At 46.1% G+C, this 16529-nt stretch carries 16 protein-coding genes; 14 read left to right on the plus strand and 2 right to left on the minus strand.

What is annotated here, in order from left to right; genetic code table 11:
* Positions 1-20: 20 nt before the first annotated feature.
* Both CLV98_RS10925 and CLV98_RS10930 read right to left on the minus strand, forming a co-directional pair.
* Positions 21-2492: a PIG-L family deacetylase gene (locus tag CLV98_RS10925; protein WP_109674342.1), complete on the minus strand. Its 2472-nt coding sequence runs from the start codon at positions 2490-2492 to the stop codon at positions 21-23.
* Positions 2493-2539: 47 nt separating this feature from the next.
* Positions 2540-3169, minus strand: coding sequence for a 4'-phosphopantetheinyl transferase family protein (locus CLV98_RS10930; protein WP_146202259.1), 630 nt, complete (start codon positions 3167-3169; stop codon positions 2540-2542).
* Positions 3170-3369: 200 nt separating this feature from the next.
* Between CLV98_RS10930 and CLV98_RS10935 the strand changes: the two genes are divergently transcribed.
* The 14 genes from CLV98_RS10935 (at position 3370) to CLV98_RS11000 (ending at position 16523) form a co-directional block, all read left to right on the plus strand.
* Positions 3370-4950 (plus strand): C45 family autoproteolytic acyltransferase/hydrolase, encoded by a 1581-nt coding sequence (locus CLV98_RS10935; RefSeq protein ID WP_229203313.1) that lies wholly within the window; start codon positions 3370-3372, stop codon positions 4948-4950.
* 23 nt (positions 4951-4973) lie between these two features.
* Positions 4974-6236, plus strand: coding sequence for a flexirubin biosynthesis putative acyl-CoA ligase FlxY (gene flxY / locus CLV98_RS10940; RefSeq protein WP_109674345.1), 1263 nt, complete (start codon positions 4974-4976; stop codon positions 6234-6236).
* Positions 6237-6354: 118 nt separating this feature from the next.
* Positions 6355-6990, plus strand: coding sequence for a hypothetical protein (locus CLV98_RS10945; RefSeq protein WP_229203314.1), 636 nt, complete (start codon positions 6355-6357; stop codon positions 6988-6990).
* Positions 6991-7083: 93 nt separating this feature from the next.
* Complete coding sequence (locus CLV98_RS10950) at positions 7084-7782, plus strand: YdcF family protein (protein WP_229203315.1); 699 nt, start codon at positions 7084-7086, stop codon at positions 7780-7782.
* A 16-nt stretch (positions 7783-7798) separates the two neighbouring features.
* Positions 7799-8857: a methyltransferase gene (locus tag CLV98_RS10955; protein WP_109674346.1), complete on the plus strand. Its 1059-nt coding sequence runs from the start codon at positions 7799-7801 to the stop codon at positions 8855-8857.
* A 1-nt stretch (position 8858) separates the two neighbouring features.
* Entirely contained in the window at positions 8859-9356 is a 498-nt protein-coding gene (locus CLV98_RS10960; protein WP_109674347.1) for a hypothetical protein, read from the plus strand.
* Positions 9357-9376: 20 nt separating this feature from the next.
* Complete coding sequence (locus CLV98_RS10965; RefSeq protein WP_109674348.1) at positions 9377-10285, plus strand: hypothetical protein; 909 nt, start codon at positions 9377-9379, stop codon at positions 10283-10285.
* A gap of 2 nt (positions 10286-10287) precedes the next feature.
* Positions 10288-11430: a dialkylresorcinol biosynthesis protein DarB gene (gene darB, locus CLV98_RS10970; RefSeq protein ID WP_109674349.1), complete on the plus strand. Its 1143-nt coding sequence runs from the start codon at positions 10288-10290 to the stop codon at positions 11428-11430.
* Positions 11431-11512: 82 nt separating this feature from the next.
* The gene (DarG, locus tag CLV98_RS10975; RefSeq protein ID WP_109674350.1) at positions 11513-11911 is read left to right on the plus strand and encodes a flexirubin biosynthesis protein DarG; all 399 of its coding nucleotides are present in this window, start codon (positions 11513-11515) and stop codon (positions 11909-11911) included.
* 4 nt (positions 11912-11915) lie between these two features.
* A complete protein-coding gene (darH, locus tag CLV98_RS10980; RefSeq protein ID WP_109674351.1) occupies positions 11916-12947 on the plus strand; it encodes a BtrH-related acyltransferase DarH in 1032 nt (343 codons plus the stop codon).
* 10 nt (positions 12948-12957) lie between these two features.
* Positions 12958-13710: an ABC transporter ATP-binding protein gene (locus CLV98_RS10985; RefSeq protein ID WP_109674352.1), complete on the plus strand. Its 753-nt coding sequence runs from the start codon at positions 12958-12960 to the stop codon at positions 13708-13710.
* Positions 13707-14990 (plus strand): ABC transporter permease, encoded by a 1284-nt coding sequence (locus CLV98_RS10990; protein ID WP_229203316.1) that lies wholly within the window; start codon positions 13707-13709, stop codon positions 14988-14990. Before CLV98_RS10985 ends, CLV98_RS10990 begins: the two co-directional genes overlap by 4 nt.
* A gap of 61 nt (positions 14991-15051) precedes the next feature.
* A complete protein-coding gene (locus CLV98_RS10995) occupies positions 15052-15321 on the plus strand; it encodes a phosphopantetheine-binding protein (protein ID WP_109674353.1) in 270 nt (89 codons plus the stop codon).
* The gene (locus CLV98_RS11000; RefSeq protein WP_229203317.1) at positions 15321-16523 is read left to right on the plus strand and encodes a beta-ketoacyl-[acyl-carrier-protein] synthase family protein; all 1203 of its coding nucleotides are present in this window, start codon (positions 15321-15323) and stop codon (positions 16521-16523) included. Before CLV98_RS10995 ends, CLV98_RS11000 begins: the two co-directional genes overlap by 1 nt.
* Positions 16524-16529: the final 6 nt, after the last annotated feature.

Here is a 16529-nt window from a genome sequence, read left to right on the forward strand (position 1 = left end):
CCCCTCCGCCTGCTGCCGACTTAAGGCTGGCCTGCCGATATAATATTGGCAAACAGCCTATAGGCTCCGCTTACCCCTGCAGGAAGCTCCCTAAAAAAGGATAAGCCGGTATAGATATAGACTCCCTTGCCGTATTGGGCATATAAGAGTGCGCCGTCTAAGTCGCCCTCACCGGTGTCGTGCCCAGCAAGGATAGGCTCATAATGCTGCTTGTCCCAGGTCTGAGCAAAATATAGCCCTCGCTCCTGAATCCAGCCGTCAAAATCTTTCTGAGTAATTTTGTTGGGAATATTTAATACAGGGTGCTTGGGGTTCAAAAAGTGTAAGGTGGCATCCTCTTCTGTGATCCGGTCCCTTCCCGTCGTCAGTGGATAAGGGCCTAGTTCCGATACCTTAAGACCCGACGGAATGGTATACTGAACCACCATCGTTCCCCCATTTTTAACATATTCCATCAACTTCGCCTGATAGTGGCCCAAGCGAGTCTCTGTGTTATAGGCACGCACCCCCACCACAATGGCGTCGTACATGGACAGGTCTTTGGATAGCTCGGCCTCATCGAGCATGGTCACTTGGCAGCCTATTTGTCGCAAGGCCGAGGGGACTTCATCGCCGGCTCCCGCTATATAGCCGATATGTTTAGCAGTGGTGTGAATATCCATCTTCGTCAATTTGGCCTCTGCCTCTGGAAATAACGTCTGAGTAGGGATATGCCTATAAGATATCGACCGAATAGATTTGTCGTACTGGCGGCCAGAGACTGTCGCCTGAGCCTTCAAAAAGGTGTTCTGCTGCTGGTCGGTAGGGCTCACCTGAAAGCTATAGGAAGCCTGCTGGTACTGCTCAGGAAGGTCGAAACTATAATCGGCAGGGGTCGATTTCCAACCAGAAGGAAGTGTCAGCGAAACTTTTCCCTGAACTGCCTTCGCCTGAGCTTGAACGGTTACCAGAACTTCTCGGGGGCTCGCATCAGGAAAAACGATTACTGGATCGGCCAGGTTGACGGTAACCAAAGGCCGTATTTCGAATGGACGATAGATCTCACCTTCGGCAGGGTCGGTGAATTTATATTCCCAAGCTTTTTGATAAGTGAATGGTTGCCCATCTATCATGAAAGTGTAGGTGGAAATCGTCTTGGAACGATTTTCGGGATAACCTATATCTTTTTGGTTCGGAATATTGAACATCCCCTTGTCTAGTGGTTTTTCTATCCAATAGGGCTGAGAGATTGGCAGGTTTACGGGCAGAACGGTAGTACGCTCCAAGCTCACCAGCTCATTGTTGGCCAGAGACAGGTTTATCGCACTGTCGGCTTTCATACCGGTCCAAAAAACCTTGGACAGTTGCACCGGATATGCCGATCGTTTTACAACGGTCATTTTAAGATTTACAGGCTTGCCTGCTACGCCGGAGTAGGTCGTGGGGTTGGTTTCGAACCAAAGCCCTAGGCACTGTACTAGCAATTCCTTTACTTCTTCTTTCTTCTGGTTGACGTATTTGTCCCCCTCATCGAGCCTTTGCAAGCCTTTATAAATGGCTATCAGTTGAGGAATCGATTTTTCTGGGGCGCTTATGTCAAATCCGTCAAGGGCTTTCTGAACCAGTTTTTCAATCGCTGCTCCTCCTTTGACTCGGTTCCAAGTGAGGTCGATGCCATCAAAGAGATTGGTTTTTGCCCGTTCCCCTTTGGTATGTAGCAGGTAGTCAGCTCTTTGTCCCCGGGCTGGAGCGGCACCAAAAGCTTGGCTTTTGTGCTGGCTACGACTCTCCGCCGCAATTTCGGTATATGCCTTGCCCAGTAAAGGGTTGTAATCGCCCAACTCGACGCCGATGAAGTCCTGCTCCGTATCGGAGGGCTTGCGATTGGTGAAGCCCGGTGTATAGGTATTCCATACCAGGCGTTTGGCTTGCCATACTGGGTAGGTCTTCAATTGCTCGGGGTAGGAGGTGGGGTCAGCAGCCAGGGTAAAGGCTTTTTCTGCCAAATAGGCCGATGTTTGATGATGCCCATGCCCTGCTCGGGGGTCGGGTGGGAAACGGGTGATGAGTACATCGGGCTGAAACTTGCGAATCATCCATACCACATCGCCCAAAACCTTTTCTTCATCCCAAAACTTAAGCGTTTCCTCCCTGGTTTTGCTATATCCGAAATCATATGCCCTAGAGAAAAACTGCTCGGCGCCGTCGTTCTTACGCGCTGCTAGCAGTTCCTGGGTGCGGATCAGCCCGATGTTATAGCCCTGCTCGGAGCCTATCAGGTTTTGGCCCCCATCCCCGCGCGTCAAGGACATATAGCCTGTGCGTACGAGACGGTCTTTCGCCAGATAGGCTAACATAAGGGTATTCTCATCGTCGGGGTGGGCCGCTATATACAAGGCGGAGCCTAATACATTGAGTTTTTTTATGTTCTGATAAATTTCACCGGGGGGAGTTTGTGCCGATAGAGAGGTGATGAGGCAGCTAAATAAGAGCGTCAGGAATCGTTTCTGCATTGCTTGCAATTGCTTTATGTGGAGTATTTAAAATAGGTTCGATCGAATTAAGAAAGGATATAGGTTAAGACATATTCACCCATCACTTCATAATGAATGTGTAACTTCGTTTTATGAATCGAATCATGAATATAAGCCGATAGTAGGCCAAATTGTTCCGGTTGAAAGGGACATATTTCTATTTGGCTAAGTATTGACAACTCAGCTTGACCATAAAACTTAAAAATAGTTTCTTTGGCCGACCATATCACATGATGACTTATAGCATCCTTGGGGCCTAGCCAAGTCCTTTCTTGGTCGTTAATGAAATAATGACTGCCGCGTATCGTATTCGTCTTCATGATCTGAACGTCGACGCCAACAGGACGGGTCTTCCCCAGTAGCACAACGGCTTTGTGAGCCGAATGAGAAATGGATATATGGTACCGGTCACTGGCCAGGTACGGTCGGCCGTGTTGGTCGTAAAGGATTGTTTCAGGCATCGCTGTCATTTGGCTCAGAAGCTGCCGGACCGATAGCCATTCTAGTTGTCGTTTTTCAGACCATTTGTTAGAATCCATATAGCCGGCGAGAGCGTCTTGGGATAGCCCTTCTTTGAGTTGTGACAAGCTTTCCTCAATTTCCCAACAACCCAAAAGGGAAGTGTTTCCCAATTTCTTAATGAAGGTCACTGCCATTTTATTCTTAATTTTACCGTTAAAGTAAGTAAATATTAAATACTCCAACCGTTTACTTGGTCATATTGCTAAAATCTTGCTGTTAACTTATAATGATGCCGTCCCCAAAAAATAGACTTCTTAATAAAATACTCCTGGGCTTGCTCGTCTTTGTGCTAAGCTTAGGGCTTCTTTTTGGTCTTTTTATCTGGCGGGTTCATTTGCCAACTCCTACGATCGATGCCTCCAAGCGACTACAAGATTATAAGCGGGAGCGCATAGGTCCCGACCATTATGCTATAGGCCCCAATTGGCTAAAGAAAAATGAGTATGGGGTTTGGGAAATGTATCTGGAGGGAGCTCCCTATGAAAGAGGGCTCATTTACGGAATTTTGGCCAAAGAGCTTATGGAGAAACAGGAAGTCGCCTTTGTCGATCAAATCAACGAACTAATTCCGAATTCAGGTTTTTTACAGGTGTTGAAAGGCTTTGTAGCATGGTTCAATAAGGATATTTATAAATATGTACCCCAAGAAAACCTCGACGAAATATATGGTGTAAGCCAGTCCTTCTCGGATCGATTCGATTATATTGGTCCCAAGTATTACCGTATCCTCAACTACCATGCCGCCCACGACATCGGCCATGCGCTCACCGACCTTAATATGGTGGGTTGTACTTCCTTCTCTGTCAATAATGCCCTCTCGGCGGATTCTAGCTTGTTGGTAGGTCGAAACTTTGATTTTTATATGGGCGATGCCTTTGCCGAGGATAAGTTATTGGTGTTTGTTAAGCCCGACAAGGGGTATGGCTTCGCTTCTTATGCTTGGGCTGGGCTTACTGGTGTGGTATCCGGAATGAATGAAAAGGGATTGGCCGTGACTTTAAATGCTTCCAAGTCGGATATACCCTATGGTGCCAAAGACCCGATCTCTTTATTGGCCAGGGAGATACTTCAGTATGCCGCCAATATCGAGGAGGCCGTGGCTATTGCCCAAAAGAGAGAGACATTCGTTTCCGAATCCCTTTTGGTGGCCTCAGCTCAAGACAACAAAACGGTGATTATCGAAAAGTCGCCCTCCAAAATGGGGGTATACGACACGTCGGACGACCTTTTGGTATGTGCCAATCACTACCAAAGCGAAACTTTCAGAAGAGATTCGGCTAATATCCAAAACATCCGATCGAGTGATTCCAATTACCGCTTTAAAAGAATGCAGGAATTACTGGATGGATCGGTACCGATCGATGTTGAAAAAGCGACCCATATCCTTCGCGATAAAAATGGGCTGAATGACGAATTTATAGGATATGGCAATCCTAAGGCCCTTAACCAACTCATTGCTCATCATTCTATCGTGTTTAAGCCTACCCAGCATACTTTTTGGGTTTCTAGCTCGCCCTATCAGCTAGGAGCATACTTGGCTTACGACCTGAAAAAGGTGTTTTCAAAAGCCGAAGGGGAGCTGTTAGATAATTCCTTGACGGTTCCTTCCGACCCGTTTTTAAATCAAGAGGCTTTCAAACAGTACGAGGAAAACAAGGCGACCAGACACAAAATAAACCGGCTGGCCAATATGGGCGTGGCCTTCGAACTTAGTCCGGAAGAGCAACGGCAGTTTATCGATCAAAACCCGAATAGTTTCTTGACTTACCTGGCTTTAGGTGATTATTTTTATGCTAAAAAACAGTTTTCTGAAGCAGAAAAATTTTATTCCCACGCTCTGAATTACGAAACGTCTTCGGCCAATGAAACGGCAACTATTCGGGAGAAGATCCTCGCTTGTAAAGAAAAACTTTAGGCCTATCAAAACTCTAGGAAAACATGGATATAGGAGATTATAAAGCCCAACAGACCCAAAAATTGAATGAACTCATTCGGTATTTGGGAAAAGAATCACCATACTATCGCCGGATATTTCAGGAATTCCAGCTGGATAGCAACCGGCCCATTACCCTCGAGGAATTGTCGGACTTCCCCTTTACTACCAAAGACGACTTGGCGAGGTATAACGACGACTTTTTATGTGTGCCCAAGACCGCCGTAGCCGATTTTGTGACTACCTCAGGCACCTTGAGCGACCCTGTGGCCTTTTACCTGACCGATGCCGACATAGAACGACTAGCCAATAATGAGGCCGCATCTTTCCACTGTGCCGGTGGATCGGAAAAGGACATCTATCAACTCATGACTACCATCGACAAAAGGTTTATGGCTGGCTTAGCCTATTGGATGGGTGCCAGGAGGCTAGGGGCCGGGATGGTACGGGTAGGGCCGGGGGCACCCTATTTGCAATGGGAATCTATTCAGCGGTTTTCGCCTACCGTGCTCATCGCCATTCCATCGTTTATCCCCAAGCTGATTGCCTATGCAGTTGAAAACGGCATAGATTATAAAAATAGTAGTGTAAAGGCCATTATATGCATAGGAGAACCCATCCGTCAGGCCGACTTTTCGTTGAACGAATTGGGGAAACGTATCGCCGGCGAATGGGATGTACAGCTATTCTCTACCTATGCCTCTACCGAAATGGGTGCCGCATTTACTGAGTGTGCCGAAGGAAAGGGGGGGCATTTGAATCCTAATCTGCTGGTATTGGAGGTAGTGGATGACTATGGGGTACCGGTGGCCGATGGAGCCTTGGGGGAAGTAGTGGTCAGTACGCTCGGCGTAGAGGGCATGCCACTTTTACGATATAGGACTGGAGACTTATGCCATGTTCACTATAGTCCATGCAGCTGTGGGCGTCCCGGTCCTCGTTTGGGTCCTGTTGTAGGCCGAAAGCAACAGATGATCAAATTCAAAGGAACCACCATCTTTCCGCCAGCGCTATTCGACGTGCTCGACATGGTCAAGGAAATAGACCTCTACCAGATCGTGGTGAGTAAAGATAATTATGGTAACGATGAGGTTACCATCCTACTCTCTATGGACTTGCAGCGAGATGACTTTCGCAATATGTTACTTTCTCTCTTCAAATCGCGTTTGCGAGTTACCCCTTATCTGTCATTTATTACCACTGACGAACTTTCCTTTAGATTATACAAACAGGAGAAACGCAAACCTGAAAAATTGATTTATCTTTGATTACCATCAGAACTCCCTAGCATGGCCCAGCCAGATTGCGGGGAAGCACCAACACAAGTGCCAGAAATGATGGTTATGCATATTTTAAATTAATACTACTATTCACAACCAAGAAGCAATGAAAACCATGAAAAAGCTTTCCTTTATTCTTACCGCCTTACTAGTATCCTCACAGCTTTTTGCTCAGTCCACCATGGCCGACCTTTTTAATGGAAAGGCCAATGTGGTATTTTTAGGAGTGGATTTTACACATGCCAAATATGTTGGTAAAGCCGGTTTTACCGATCCTACTGCCATTAAAAACCAGCATATCAATAGCTGGAATTTATTGATTGAAGCGGAGCCCAAAAAGTTTTCCCTCGAAAAACCCCTGAAACTAAAGTCGGATCAGTATCAGTCGAAAGTAGAAGATATGGTAGCATTTAACAAATCGGCAGAGGTAGAGGGTAACATCACCGAGGAGGCCCATACGATTACTGAAGACCAAGTTAAAAAAGCCGTAGCCGGTTATAACTTAAGTGAAAAGTCGGGTATTGGAGTCGTGTATATTGCCGAAAATCTGAGCAAAACCGACGAGCGATTGACTGCCTGGGTAACTTTTATTGATCTCAGCACTAAGAAGGTGATCTATACCGAACATATGGAAGGGAAAGCTGGTGGCTTCGGGTTCCGAAATTACTGGGCCGGGGCGGTATACAACCTTAATAAGGAGATTGGTTCAAATTATAAAAAATGGAGCAAACAATTTAATTGAGCAGGGACTAAACCTTGCTGAGTTTTTTGATTTATTAAGTCAAGACTGTGGACGGATTTATCATTCTGTTCACAGTCTATTTTATTAAGGGCCATGAGAAGTATACTCTTAATTTTGCTATTATTTTACTGCTCCAGCTGTGCCAAAATCCTGTACAAACGGGCAGCAAAATCCTTCCATGAACATCGTCAAGAAAGCCCTTATGATGCCATTATTGTGCCAGGATACCCCTACTCGGGGACTTCATGGAATAGAATCCTGCAATTGCGCATCCATTGGGCCAACTTCCTGTACCAGAAAGGATATGCCGATAATATTATTTTTTCGGGTGGGGCAGTGGCGACTAGGTTTGTGGAAAGCAAAATAATGGCTTCCTATGCTGAGGGCTTGGGAGTGGATCCACAGCATATTTTCATGGAAAGCCAAGCCGAGCATAGTACCGAAAACGTGTACTATTCTTATCGATTGGCCAAAGAGCTGGGCTTCCAGCACGTGGCATTGGCCACCGACCCATTCCAGAACAGTTTTATGGAGAAATTTACAAAGAAATTTGACCTGCCTATAGCCAGCTTACCCATGGTTATAGATACCATCAGAAAAATGGATACTTATGAACCCTGTATAGATTCTATGAGGTCAATTAAAAAGGATTTCGTAAAATTGTCTGAAAAAGAGAATTTCTTTGAACGGTTTAGAGGAACATTAGGTAAAAATATCATCTGGCACCGGGAAGATCTCAAGAAAAAGAAGTTTCAACGTCGCTTTAAGGACAGAACAGTATCGAACGAATAGTATTAGTCAATAATAAATGAAAAAGGAATTATCGGCAATTGAAGCCAAATTTGAGGCCCAAAAGATCGCTTTTGGACCTATGTATTTTCAAGCCATGGTAGCCATGCGGGACCTTGGCGTGCTGGAGTACATCAGCTCACACCGGAAGGGCGTCGAGATAGCGTCTATTATTCGGGATATGGATCTTTCTGAGTACACCATTACGTTGCTGATCGAATCGGCGGAGGTCCTTGGCGTAGTCGAGGTGGAAGGGACGATAGTTCGTATCTCAAAAATTGGCTTCTTCTTCTTGAAAGATGAAATGACCCGGGTAAACACCAACTTTATGAATGATGTGTGTTATTTGGGGGCTAAGGAAATGACCGAAAGCTTTAAGACCGAGAAACCGGCAGGGTTGAAGGTCCTAGGCGACTGGCCTACCATATATCAGGGGCTTTCTAAACTCCCCGAGCCTGCCAAGAAGTCCTGGTTCGAGTTCGATCACTATTATTCCGACAATGCATTCCCCGAGGCTTTGAAGATTGTTTTTAAGAAAAAACATCGGAATCTGTACGATGTAGGTGGTAATACGGGCAAGTGGTCCATAGCCTGCGCGGAATTCGACCCCCAAGTGCATGTTACCATTCATGATTTACCGGTTCAGGTGGCCGTAGCCAAGCAAAATGTTCAAGAAAAGGATTTGTCCGACCGGATTTCTTTCCGGGAGATAGACCTGCTAGACTCCGCCCAGAAAATTGCCCCTGGTGCCGATGCCATATGGATGAGCCAGTTTTTGGACTGTTTCTCAAAAGAGCAGATTTTAACCATCCTCAGAAACGCGCATCAAGCCTCCACAGCGGATACCACCCTGTATATTTTAGAGCCATTTTTCGATAATCAAAATTTCCCGGCGGCACAATACAGCCTGGTGGCCACTTCTCTATACTTTACCATTATGGCTAACGGCAATAGCAAGATGTATCGCCTTAACGATATGAAAGAACTGCTCGACACTGCAGGTTTTGAAGTGGTAGAAACCTACCCGCTTATTGGCGATAGCTACCATACCATCCTGGAATGTAAAATAAAACACTAAAATGAGTATTTTTAGGCGATTGATAGTCGGAATAGTGCTCCTTTGTGTATTAGGTTCGTATGTAGTTGGACAGGCCTCCTTCAATAAGCTAGCATATTATGAGGTGTTGTCGGGACCTCGGGTTCAGGATATGCAAAAAATGCTGAACACACTCGGCGCCTCAAAGGGCTTAACCCATAAAGATGCCTATCGAGGAGCCTTACTGATGAAGCAAGCCGATTTCGAAAAGACCGTTGGAGCGAAATTAAAGATGTTTAAACAAGGAAGGGCGCTTCTTGAAGCGGCCATTGCCGGGCATCCCCAAGAGGTGGAGCTGCGTTTCTTACGACTAACGGTTCAGGAGCATGCTCCGGCTATATTGAAATATAATAAAAATATCGATGAAGATGCAAAGGTCATTTCTTCCGGCTTTTCATCTTTAGATCGATCGATGCAATCCATTATAATGGACTATGCTGACCAAACTAAACAATTAAATAAGGCCGAATTAAGGCCGTAGGGTATAAATCTTAGAGTATAATGCGTAAAATACTGGCTATTAGCTATACACAGTCGGGCCAGATGGATGAGATATTAGGGCAATTCTTGTCGGCCTTTGGTACCAGTCAAATCGAGCACTGGAAAGTTGAGCCCCTGCAGCCTTATCCATTCCCATGGACTCAGGATGAATTTTTCGATCTCATGCCGGCTTGCGTCTTGGAAGATGAGATAGCAATAAAGCCCTATAGCCCCAAGGAAGTACAATACGATTTAATTATCTTGGCCTATCAGCCATGGTACTTGTCTCCATCATTACCAGCGACGGCCGTATTGAAGTCCGAGTGTTTTAAATCCCTCGTCAAAAATACCCCAATCCTAACCCTTATTGCTGGTAGGAACATGTGGCTTAATGCGCAAGAAAGCGTAAAGAGCCATATAAAAGGTGCTGGGGGGCGGCTTATTGGCAATATACCGCTTATGGACCGTGCAGCTAATCTTGTGAGCGTTGTTACAATACTTCATTGGATGTTGACCGGCCGGAAGGATCGTAAATGGGGGATTTTTCCTAAACCGGGCGTCAGCGATTTAGATATAGCGTCTGCAAAGGAATTGGGTGTTATTGTAGAAAAACGACTAGAAATAGGTAATTTTGATGGGATGCAGGACCAGCTACTGAAGAAAGGGGACATCCAGATCCCGACTGATATCCTTTTTATAGAAGAGCGCGCCAAAAAATTATTTAAGATTTGGGCCAAGCTGATCATTACAAAGGGTAGTAGTCCTGAAAAAAGAAAGTTTTGGGTCAATTTTTTTAAATATTACCTGCTAGTCGCTTTATTTATGGTGGCACCCGTGTTGGTGACCATCTATCGGCTATTAATTGCTCCTTGGACGCAGAAGTCCATTAATAGGAGGAAAAACTATTATTTAGGTTTAGAAACGAAATAAGAATGTCAGATACATATATTACCCGTGTTGCTCAGTTTTTACCAAATGAAGGGGTGTTAAACGAAGATATGGAGACCTATTTGGGCTATATCAATGGCAAGGCGTCCAAGTCCAAGTCGATTGTTCTTCGAAATAACGGGATAAAACGACGTTTTTATGCTTTGGATCGGGAAGGTAACCCTACCCATACCAATGCAGAAATGGCTGCCGCGGCAGTGAAAGGCCTGTTTGAGCCGGAGTCAAAAGAAATAGGAGAGGTGGACCTGCTATGCTGTGCTACCTCGAGCCCCGACCAACTCATGCCTTCGCATGCAGTAATGGTCCATGGGTATCTGCCCGAGCTAGACGCCATCGAAGTCGTGTCGCCATCGGGAGTGTGCTGTGCAGGGATGCATGCCCTTAAGTACGCCTATATGGCCGTGAAAGTTGGGGACAAAAAAAAGGCGGTAGCCTGTGCCTCAGAGCGCCTATCGCCCGTGCTGAAGGCCGATCAGTTTGAAGACGAGGTCCAGCAGTTGATCCGACTGGAGCAAAACCCGATAATCGCCTTTGATAAAGATTTTTTACGCTGGATGTTGTCCGATGGAGCAGGGGCCTTCCTCGTAGAAAACAAGCCAAATCCAGATGGGATTTCCCTCAAAATAGAATGGATAGAAGGATGTTCCTATGCCAATACCGAAGAGGCTTGTATGTATATGGGAGCCGAAAAAGGGAGTAATGGAACGCTAAAGAGTTATAAAGATATTCCGTCCGACGAGCTAATAGAGAAGTCTATTTTGAGTATTAAGCAAGATGTAAAGTTGTTGGGTGAAAAAATTGTGAAACTTGGTTTTACAAAATTGAAGGAAATATTGATTGAGAAGGGTGTGGACATGAAGGATGTGGCGTACTTTTTACCCCATTTGTCTAGTTACTTCTTCGAAAATAAAATCGATGATTTCTTTACCGAGAATGGCATCCCCATCCCTAAAGAGAAATGGTTTACCAACCTGGCTTCAGTAGGGAATGTCGGTGCTGCATCGATCTATATGATGCTGGAAGCCATCTTTAATAGCGGCGCCTTGAAGAAGGGCGAGAAAATATTGCTGGCCGTGCCTGAGAGTTCACGTTTTTCTTATATGTTCTGTCTGCTGACCGTTTGTTAGTACCTTAGCTACGGATACGTCTTGAAGTCCATCGTAGGCGACGTTCTTTGGTAGGCTCATTATTTGGTAAATTTGTGTGTATATGAAAAAAGACGAGGTACCCCAAGACCCCAGTGCCCTGGACCAGTTTACCCGGGAAGTATACTATGTTAAGAACGACAAGGGCCAGTATGAAGTCGCACTCAGTAGGGGATGGGACGTTAAGAAAGAGGCCTTGGATAGTGCCTGGGATGAAGTCAATATCCGAATTGAAGCGGCCCGCAAGGCCGTGGCAGCAGGAGAGGCTAGCCCTATCGTATACTTTATGGAATTAAAATTGATGGACCTTACCGTTCTATCAGGCTACACCGGCTTTTGGCCGTTCTTTATCAAACGACATATGAAACCCTCGGTATTTGGGCGTATGAGCGATAAGAAGCTAGCCCGTTATGCCCAAGCATTTGAAATTTCATTGGAGGAGTTAAAGAATTTTAAAGGATAGTCTATTGGAAACTGATTTAGAGAGCCCCGCATTTCAACACGTTCAGGCGGCTCATTGTGAGAATGGCGTTACTACCGCATTGCTTCGGCATCATGGATTGGATTTTATGACCGAACCCCTGGCTTTTGGTATGGGGTCGGGTCTGTTTTATATTCAGATTCCCTTTTTAACCGTCAATAATGGTCCGGCAATTTCATTTAGAACCATGCCAGGGGCCATTTTTAAGCGGACCTGTAAGGCTTTAGGCGTTCCTATTACCCACAAGAAGTTTAGTTCCGAACAGAAGGCACAAGCCTTTTTAGACCAAAAAGTCCAAGACAATATTCCTATAGGGTGCCAGGTGGGCGTATTTCATTTACCTTACTTTCCCAAAGAATACCGGTTTCATTTCAATGCCCATAATCTAATCGTTTTTGGGAAGGAAGATGGGCGGTTCTTGGTGAGTGACCCCGTTATGGAAATTACTACTTCCTTGACCGAGGAGGAACTGACCAAGGTACGGTTCGCCAAAGGTACCTTTGCACCCAAAGGACATATCTATTATCCCGAACGGGTGGGCATCGTCTCGGACGCTACCATCCGTAAGGCTGTAGTGAAGGGGATTAAACGAAACGTACGGGATATGTTGTACATTCCTGGCAGCGTAGCTGGAGTAGATGGCATTAGGCATACATCCAATCAAATTCGTAAATGGCGCAATAAATTGGGGCTGCGCAAGGCCTCTTTATACTTGGGGCAAATCGTGCGTATGCAAGAGGAAATCGGCACCGGTGGAGGAGGGTTTCGATTCCTGTATGGAGCGTTTTTAGAACAAGCTGGGGCTATCCTGCACGACGACCGTGTGTCTCAGATATCCGAAGCTTTTACTTTATCGGGCGATTTGTGGAGGAGCAGTGCCATAAAAATGGCCGGTGTGTACAAAGGTCGTCTCACGGAGCAGCAGGATTTTGAGGAGATCGCCGATAGGTTGCTAGAAATCCGGGAAGTAGAAAAGGAGGCTTTTAAGCGCCTTCAAAAGCTAAAATTAAGTTACTGAGAGGGGGGGCATGATAAATCATCTGGGAATAGAATTAGCTGATATATGTAAACTGTATCCGAAAAGTGATACCTTCTCCCTGAAGGATCTGAGTCTGTCCATACCCCAAGGGATTGTCTATGGGCTATTAGGGCCCAATGGGGCGGGTAAGACCACCCTGATATCCATATTATGTGGTATAATACCCGCCACTACCGGAAGTATAAGATATTTTGACCAGGGCCAGCCAATTTCTGAAATCGAGAGAAGGCAGGTGATTGGGTTTGTTCCCCAAGATTTTGCCTTTTATGAAGAGCTTACAGCCAAGCAGAATCTCGATTATTTTGGCGCTATGTACAACATACCAGCCGCATATTTGGGACCTCGACGCGACGAACTGTTAGAAGTATTGGGGCTCTCGACGGTGGCCCATAAAGCCGTTTCCACTTTTTCGGGAGGGATGAAACGTCGTCTCAATTTGGCCATTGGGATTATTCATCGCCCCCAATATTTATTTTTAGACGAGCCTACTGTAGGGGTAGACGTCCAAAGTAAAGAGGCGATTGTCCGTTATTTGAAAACATTAAAACAAGGGGGGGCTACCATCATATATACTTCGCATCATTTGGCAGAGGCTGAGGAGATCTGTGATCGAATTGCGTTGATCGACCATGGAAGGTTGGTTGTCGAAGGTACTACCGGAGGTCTACTCGAAAATCATGAAGCCCCCAATTTACAAGCATTATTTTTACAATTAACTGGCGCTGCCTTCCGCGACCAATGAGTCTGTACAAATTATACGCCTCCTTAAAGAAGGAGTTTTTGTTGCTAATAAACGACAGGATTGGCCTCATGCTACTTTTTGTGATGCCCCTTTTGTTGGTAGGAATCATTACCGTCATTCAGGATGGTGCCTATAAGGTGGTGAATGAAAACAAAATCCCAATGGTGGTAGTCAATGACGACCATGGTGCTCAGGGCGAACAGTTGGTGCACTTGCTTCGGGAGTCGGGCCTTTTTGAAATCGATGAGCCTGTAGGAGTCACTCAAGCTTCGGTAAGGGAGGAACTGCTCGCCGGAGGAAAAATGTTGGCCTTGTATATCCCCACAGGATTTACGGCTGGGCTACAGGCCAACGCCGATGAGGTGAGTCAAATTTTACTACAGGATTTGGGGCTGGATTCCGACTCGCTTCATAGAGGGGACACCGCCTTGCCTACCTTGCAATTTTTTCATGATCCGGTGCTACAAGAAAATTATGCCCAATCGGTACTAGGGATGCTCTATACCTTTATGGGAGAGATTGAAAACACCCTAATGGTGTCAAAAATGTACTCAGCAATGGACATAGCGGGTAAGGAAAGCCGCCTCAAGGAAAAAATGAAAAGCACCAGGGTACAAATAGAGCCTATAGTGGCCATGAACGGAAATAGTACCGTAGTTCCCAATGCTACCCAGCATAATGTACCTGCTTGGACCATCTTTGCCATGTTTTTTATGGTAGTATCACTAGGGTCGAACCTGGTGAAAGAAAGAAATAATGGGAGTTTTATGCGGTTAAGAACCATGCCAACGTCATTCGCCTTGGTGATGATCAGCAAAATTGTGGTCTATGTGGGAGTTGCCATTTTGCAGGTATTAGTTACTTTTGGCATGGGAATGTATCTGCTACCCATGATAGACCTTCCTGCGCTGGCACTTCCCGACAATATTATAGCGGCAGGGGTGGTGGTGTTGATGAGTAGCCTGGCTGCGGTAAGCTATGCCCTTTTAATAGGTTCATGGGCTCAAACCCAGGAACAAGCCAATGGGTTTGGGGCGGTATCGATCATTATTTTGGGAGCTATTGGCGGAATACTCGTTCCTATTTTTGTTATGCCCAGCTATATGCAGATGGCCGCTAAATTTTCTCCCTTGCACTGGTGCCTAGAGGGTTTTTATGTACTCTTTCTGAAAGGAGGGAGTTGGCAGGACCTCCAGTCGGTAGTCTTGTATTTGGGAGGGTTTATTGTAGCTTGCCAATTAGGGAGTTTTTTAAAATTGAAAATTGATAAAATAATCTAACCTCCAGGCCTTTCTGGTCTGGACCTTATCATTCATTTAGTAAGAAAAGCGATATTTAAATATGACGGACGTAAATCATTTAAAGGTGGCACTAAAGAGTCAAATAGTGACCTATCTTAACCTTCTCGATATCAAAGCAGAAGATATCAAAGACGACGAGCCCCTATTTGGTGGTGAGCTTGGTCTGGATTCCATCGACTCCTTGGAGCTGGTAGTACTCTTAGAAAGGGAGTATGGTATCAAAATTACCAATCCTGCAGAAGGACGAAAAATATTGGTCGACGTCAATCATATGGCCGAATACATCATGACTCATTCAAAGACGGTCTGATGATGGAGCAGGTAATGGTGACAGGCATGGGGGTTGTTACTGCCCTAGGGACCGATGTACAGGCCAATCACCAGCGGTTGAAATTGGGACAGTCGGGGATAGGGAAGGCTCGGTATTTCGAGTCGGTATTTGTAGAAGATATGCCCTTTGCCGAAGTGCCTCTTTCTAATCAAGAGCTGATGGAACGCCTCAAGATAGGCTCAAATATGGGATATACCCGTACCTGTTTACTAGCCGAGCTGGCTTTTGAGGAGGCCGTACACGACGCAGGCCTATCACCAGAGCGGCTTAGCCATTCGGATACCGCTTTTATTTCGGCTAGTACAGTAGGGGGGATGTGCCTTACCGACCAGCTCTATGCCGACGCCAATCTACAGTCGTCTGGGTCGAGCTTTTTAGCTTCATATAGTGGGTCGGCCCATGCCATGAAAATAATCGCTAAACACAGGCTTACTGGGTTTACCAATACCATCAACACAGCCTGCTCGTCCTCTGCCAACGCCATTATGCTCGGTGCGCGACTCATACGCTCAGGCCGAGCCAAGCGTGCCGTTGTAGGTGGGGTGGATAGCCTCGCCAAGTATACAGTCAATGGTTTTAATGCCCTTAAAATACTGTCGTCGCAGCCTACTAAGCCTTTCGACCAGTCCCGAGATGGCCTCAACCTCGGAGAAGGTGCGGGCTATCTGGTACTCGAAGCCGCTTCGGTGTTGGCCGACAAGAGGACTTATGGTGTGGTGGCCGGCTATGGCAATGCCAACGATGCGCATCATGCTTCGGCCATGTCGGAGGAGGCCGTGGGGGCCTTGCGTGCCATGCGAGAGGCTTTGGCAGTAGGCCAACTCACCGCGCCGCAAATCGACTACGTCAATAGCCATGGTACTGGAACCGTAAACAACGATGAGGTAGAGCTACATGCTTTGCAAACCTTATTTGGCGACTTGCCCCACTTTAACTCTACCAAGTCCTATACCGGACATACCCTAGGAGCCTCTGGTGCTATTGAAGCTATCTTTAGTTTGCTCTCACTAGGTCATGGGGAGGTATATCCCAGTCTTCATACCGAGGCTCCCATAGCTGGTATTGGAACCGCTTTGGTGCGCGGGCAGAGCCAAGCCTTGCCCCTGAACTGGGCACTTTCCAATTCTTTCGGTTTTGGTGGGAATTGTACCTCTATTTTATTGGGTCGGGCCCGGGCGTAAGTCCTA

Origin of the sequence: Dyadobacter jejuensis (assembly GCF_003149085.1) — a bacterium.
Lineage (GTDB): Bacteria > Bacteroidota > Bacteroidia > Cytophagales > Spirosomataceae > Dyadobacter > Dyadobacter jejuensis.

What these genes read in the sequence shown, in the direction of transcription:
- CLV98_RS10965 (WP_109674348.1), top strand. Translation starts at nt 9,377, where the DNA reads ATGCGTAAAATACTGGCTATTAGCTATACACAGTCGGGCCAGATGGAT.
- CLV98_RS10950 (WP_229203315.1), top strand. Translation starts at nt 7,084, where the DNA reads ATGAGAAGTATACTCTTAATTTTGCTATTATTTTACTGCTCCAGCTGT.
- CLV98_RS10990 (WP_229203316.1), top strand. Translation starts at nt 13,707, where the DNA reads ATGAGTCTGTACAAATTATACGCCTCCTTAAAGAAGGAGTTTTTGTTG.
- CLV98_RS11000 (WP_229203317.1), top strand. Translation starts at nt 15,321, where the DNA reads ATGATGGAGCAGGTAATGGTGACAGGCATGGGGGTTGTTACTGCCCTA.
- darB (WP_109674349.1), top strand. Translation starts at nt 10,288, where the DNA reads ATGTCAGATACATATATTACCCGTGTTGCTCAGTTTTTACCAAATGAA.
- CLV98_RS10985 (WP_109674352.1), top strand. Translation starts at nt 12,958, where the DNA reads ATGATAAATCATCTGGGAATAGAATTAGCTGATATATGTAAACTGTAT.
- CLV98_RS10945 (WP_229203314.1), top strand. Translation starts at nt 6,355, where the DNA reads ATGAAAACCATGAAAAAGCTTTCCTTTATTCTTACCGCCTTACTAGTA.
- CLV98_RS10960 (WP_109674347.1), top strand. Translation starts at nt 8,859, where the DNA reads ATGAGTATTTTTAGGCGATTGATAGTCGGAATAGTGCTCCTTTGTGTA.
- CLV98_RS10925 (WP_109674342.1), bottom strand. Translation starts at nt 2,492, where the DNA reads ATGCAGAAACGATTCCTGACGCTCTTATTTAGCTGCCTCATCACCTCT.
- DarG (WP_109674350.1), top strand. Translation starts at nt 11,513, where the DNA reads ATGAAAAAAGACGAGGTACCCCAAGACCCCAGTGCCCTGGACCAGTTT.
- CLV98_RS10955 (WP_109674346.1), top strand. Translation starts at nt 7,799, where the DNA reads ATGAAAAAGGAATTATCGGCAATTGAAGCCAAATTTGAGGCCCAAAAG.
- CLV98_RS10930 (WP_146202259.1), bottom strand. Translation starts at nt 3,169, where the DNA reads ATGGCAGTGACCTTCATTAAGAAATTGGGAAACACTTCCCTTTTGGGT.
- CLV98_RS10995 (WP_109674353.1), top strand. Translation starts at nt 15,052, where the DNA reads ATGACGGACGTAAATCATTTAAAGGTGGCACTAAAGAGTCAAATAGTG.
- flxY (WP_109674345.1), top strand. Translation starts at nt 4,974, where the DNA reads ATGGATATAGGAGATTATAAAGCCCAACAGACCCAAAAATTGAATGAA.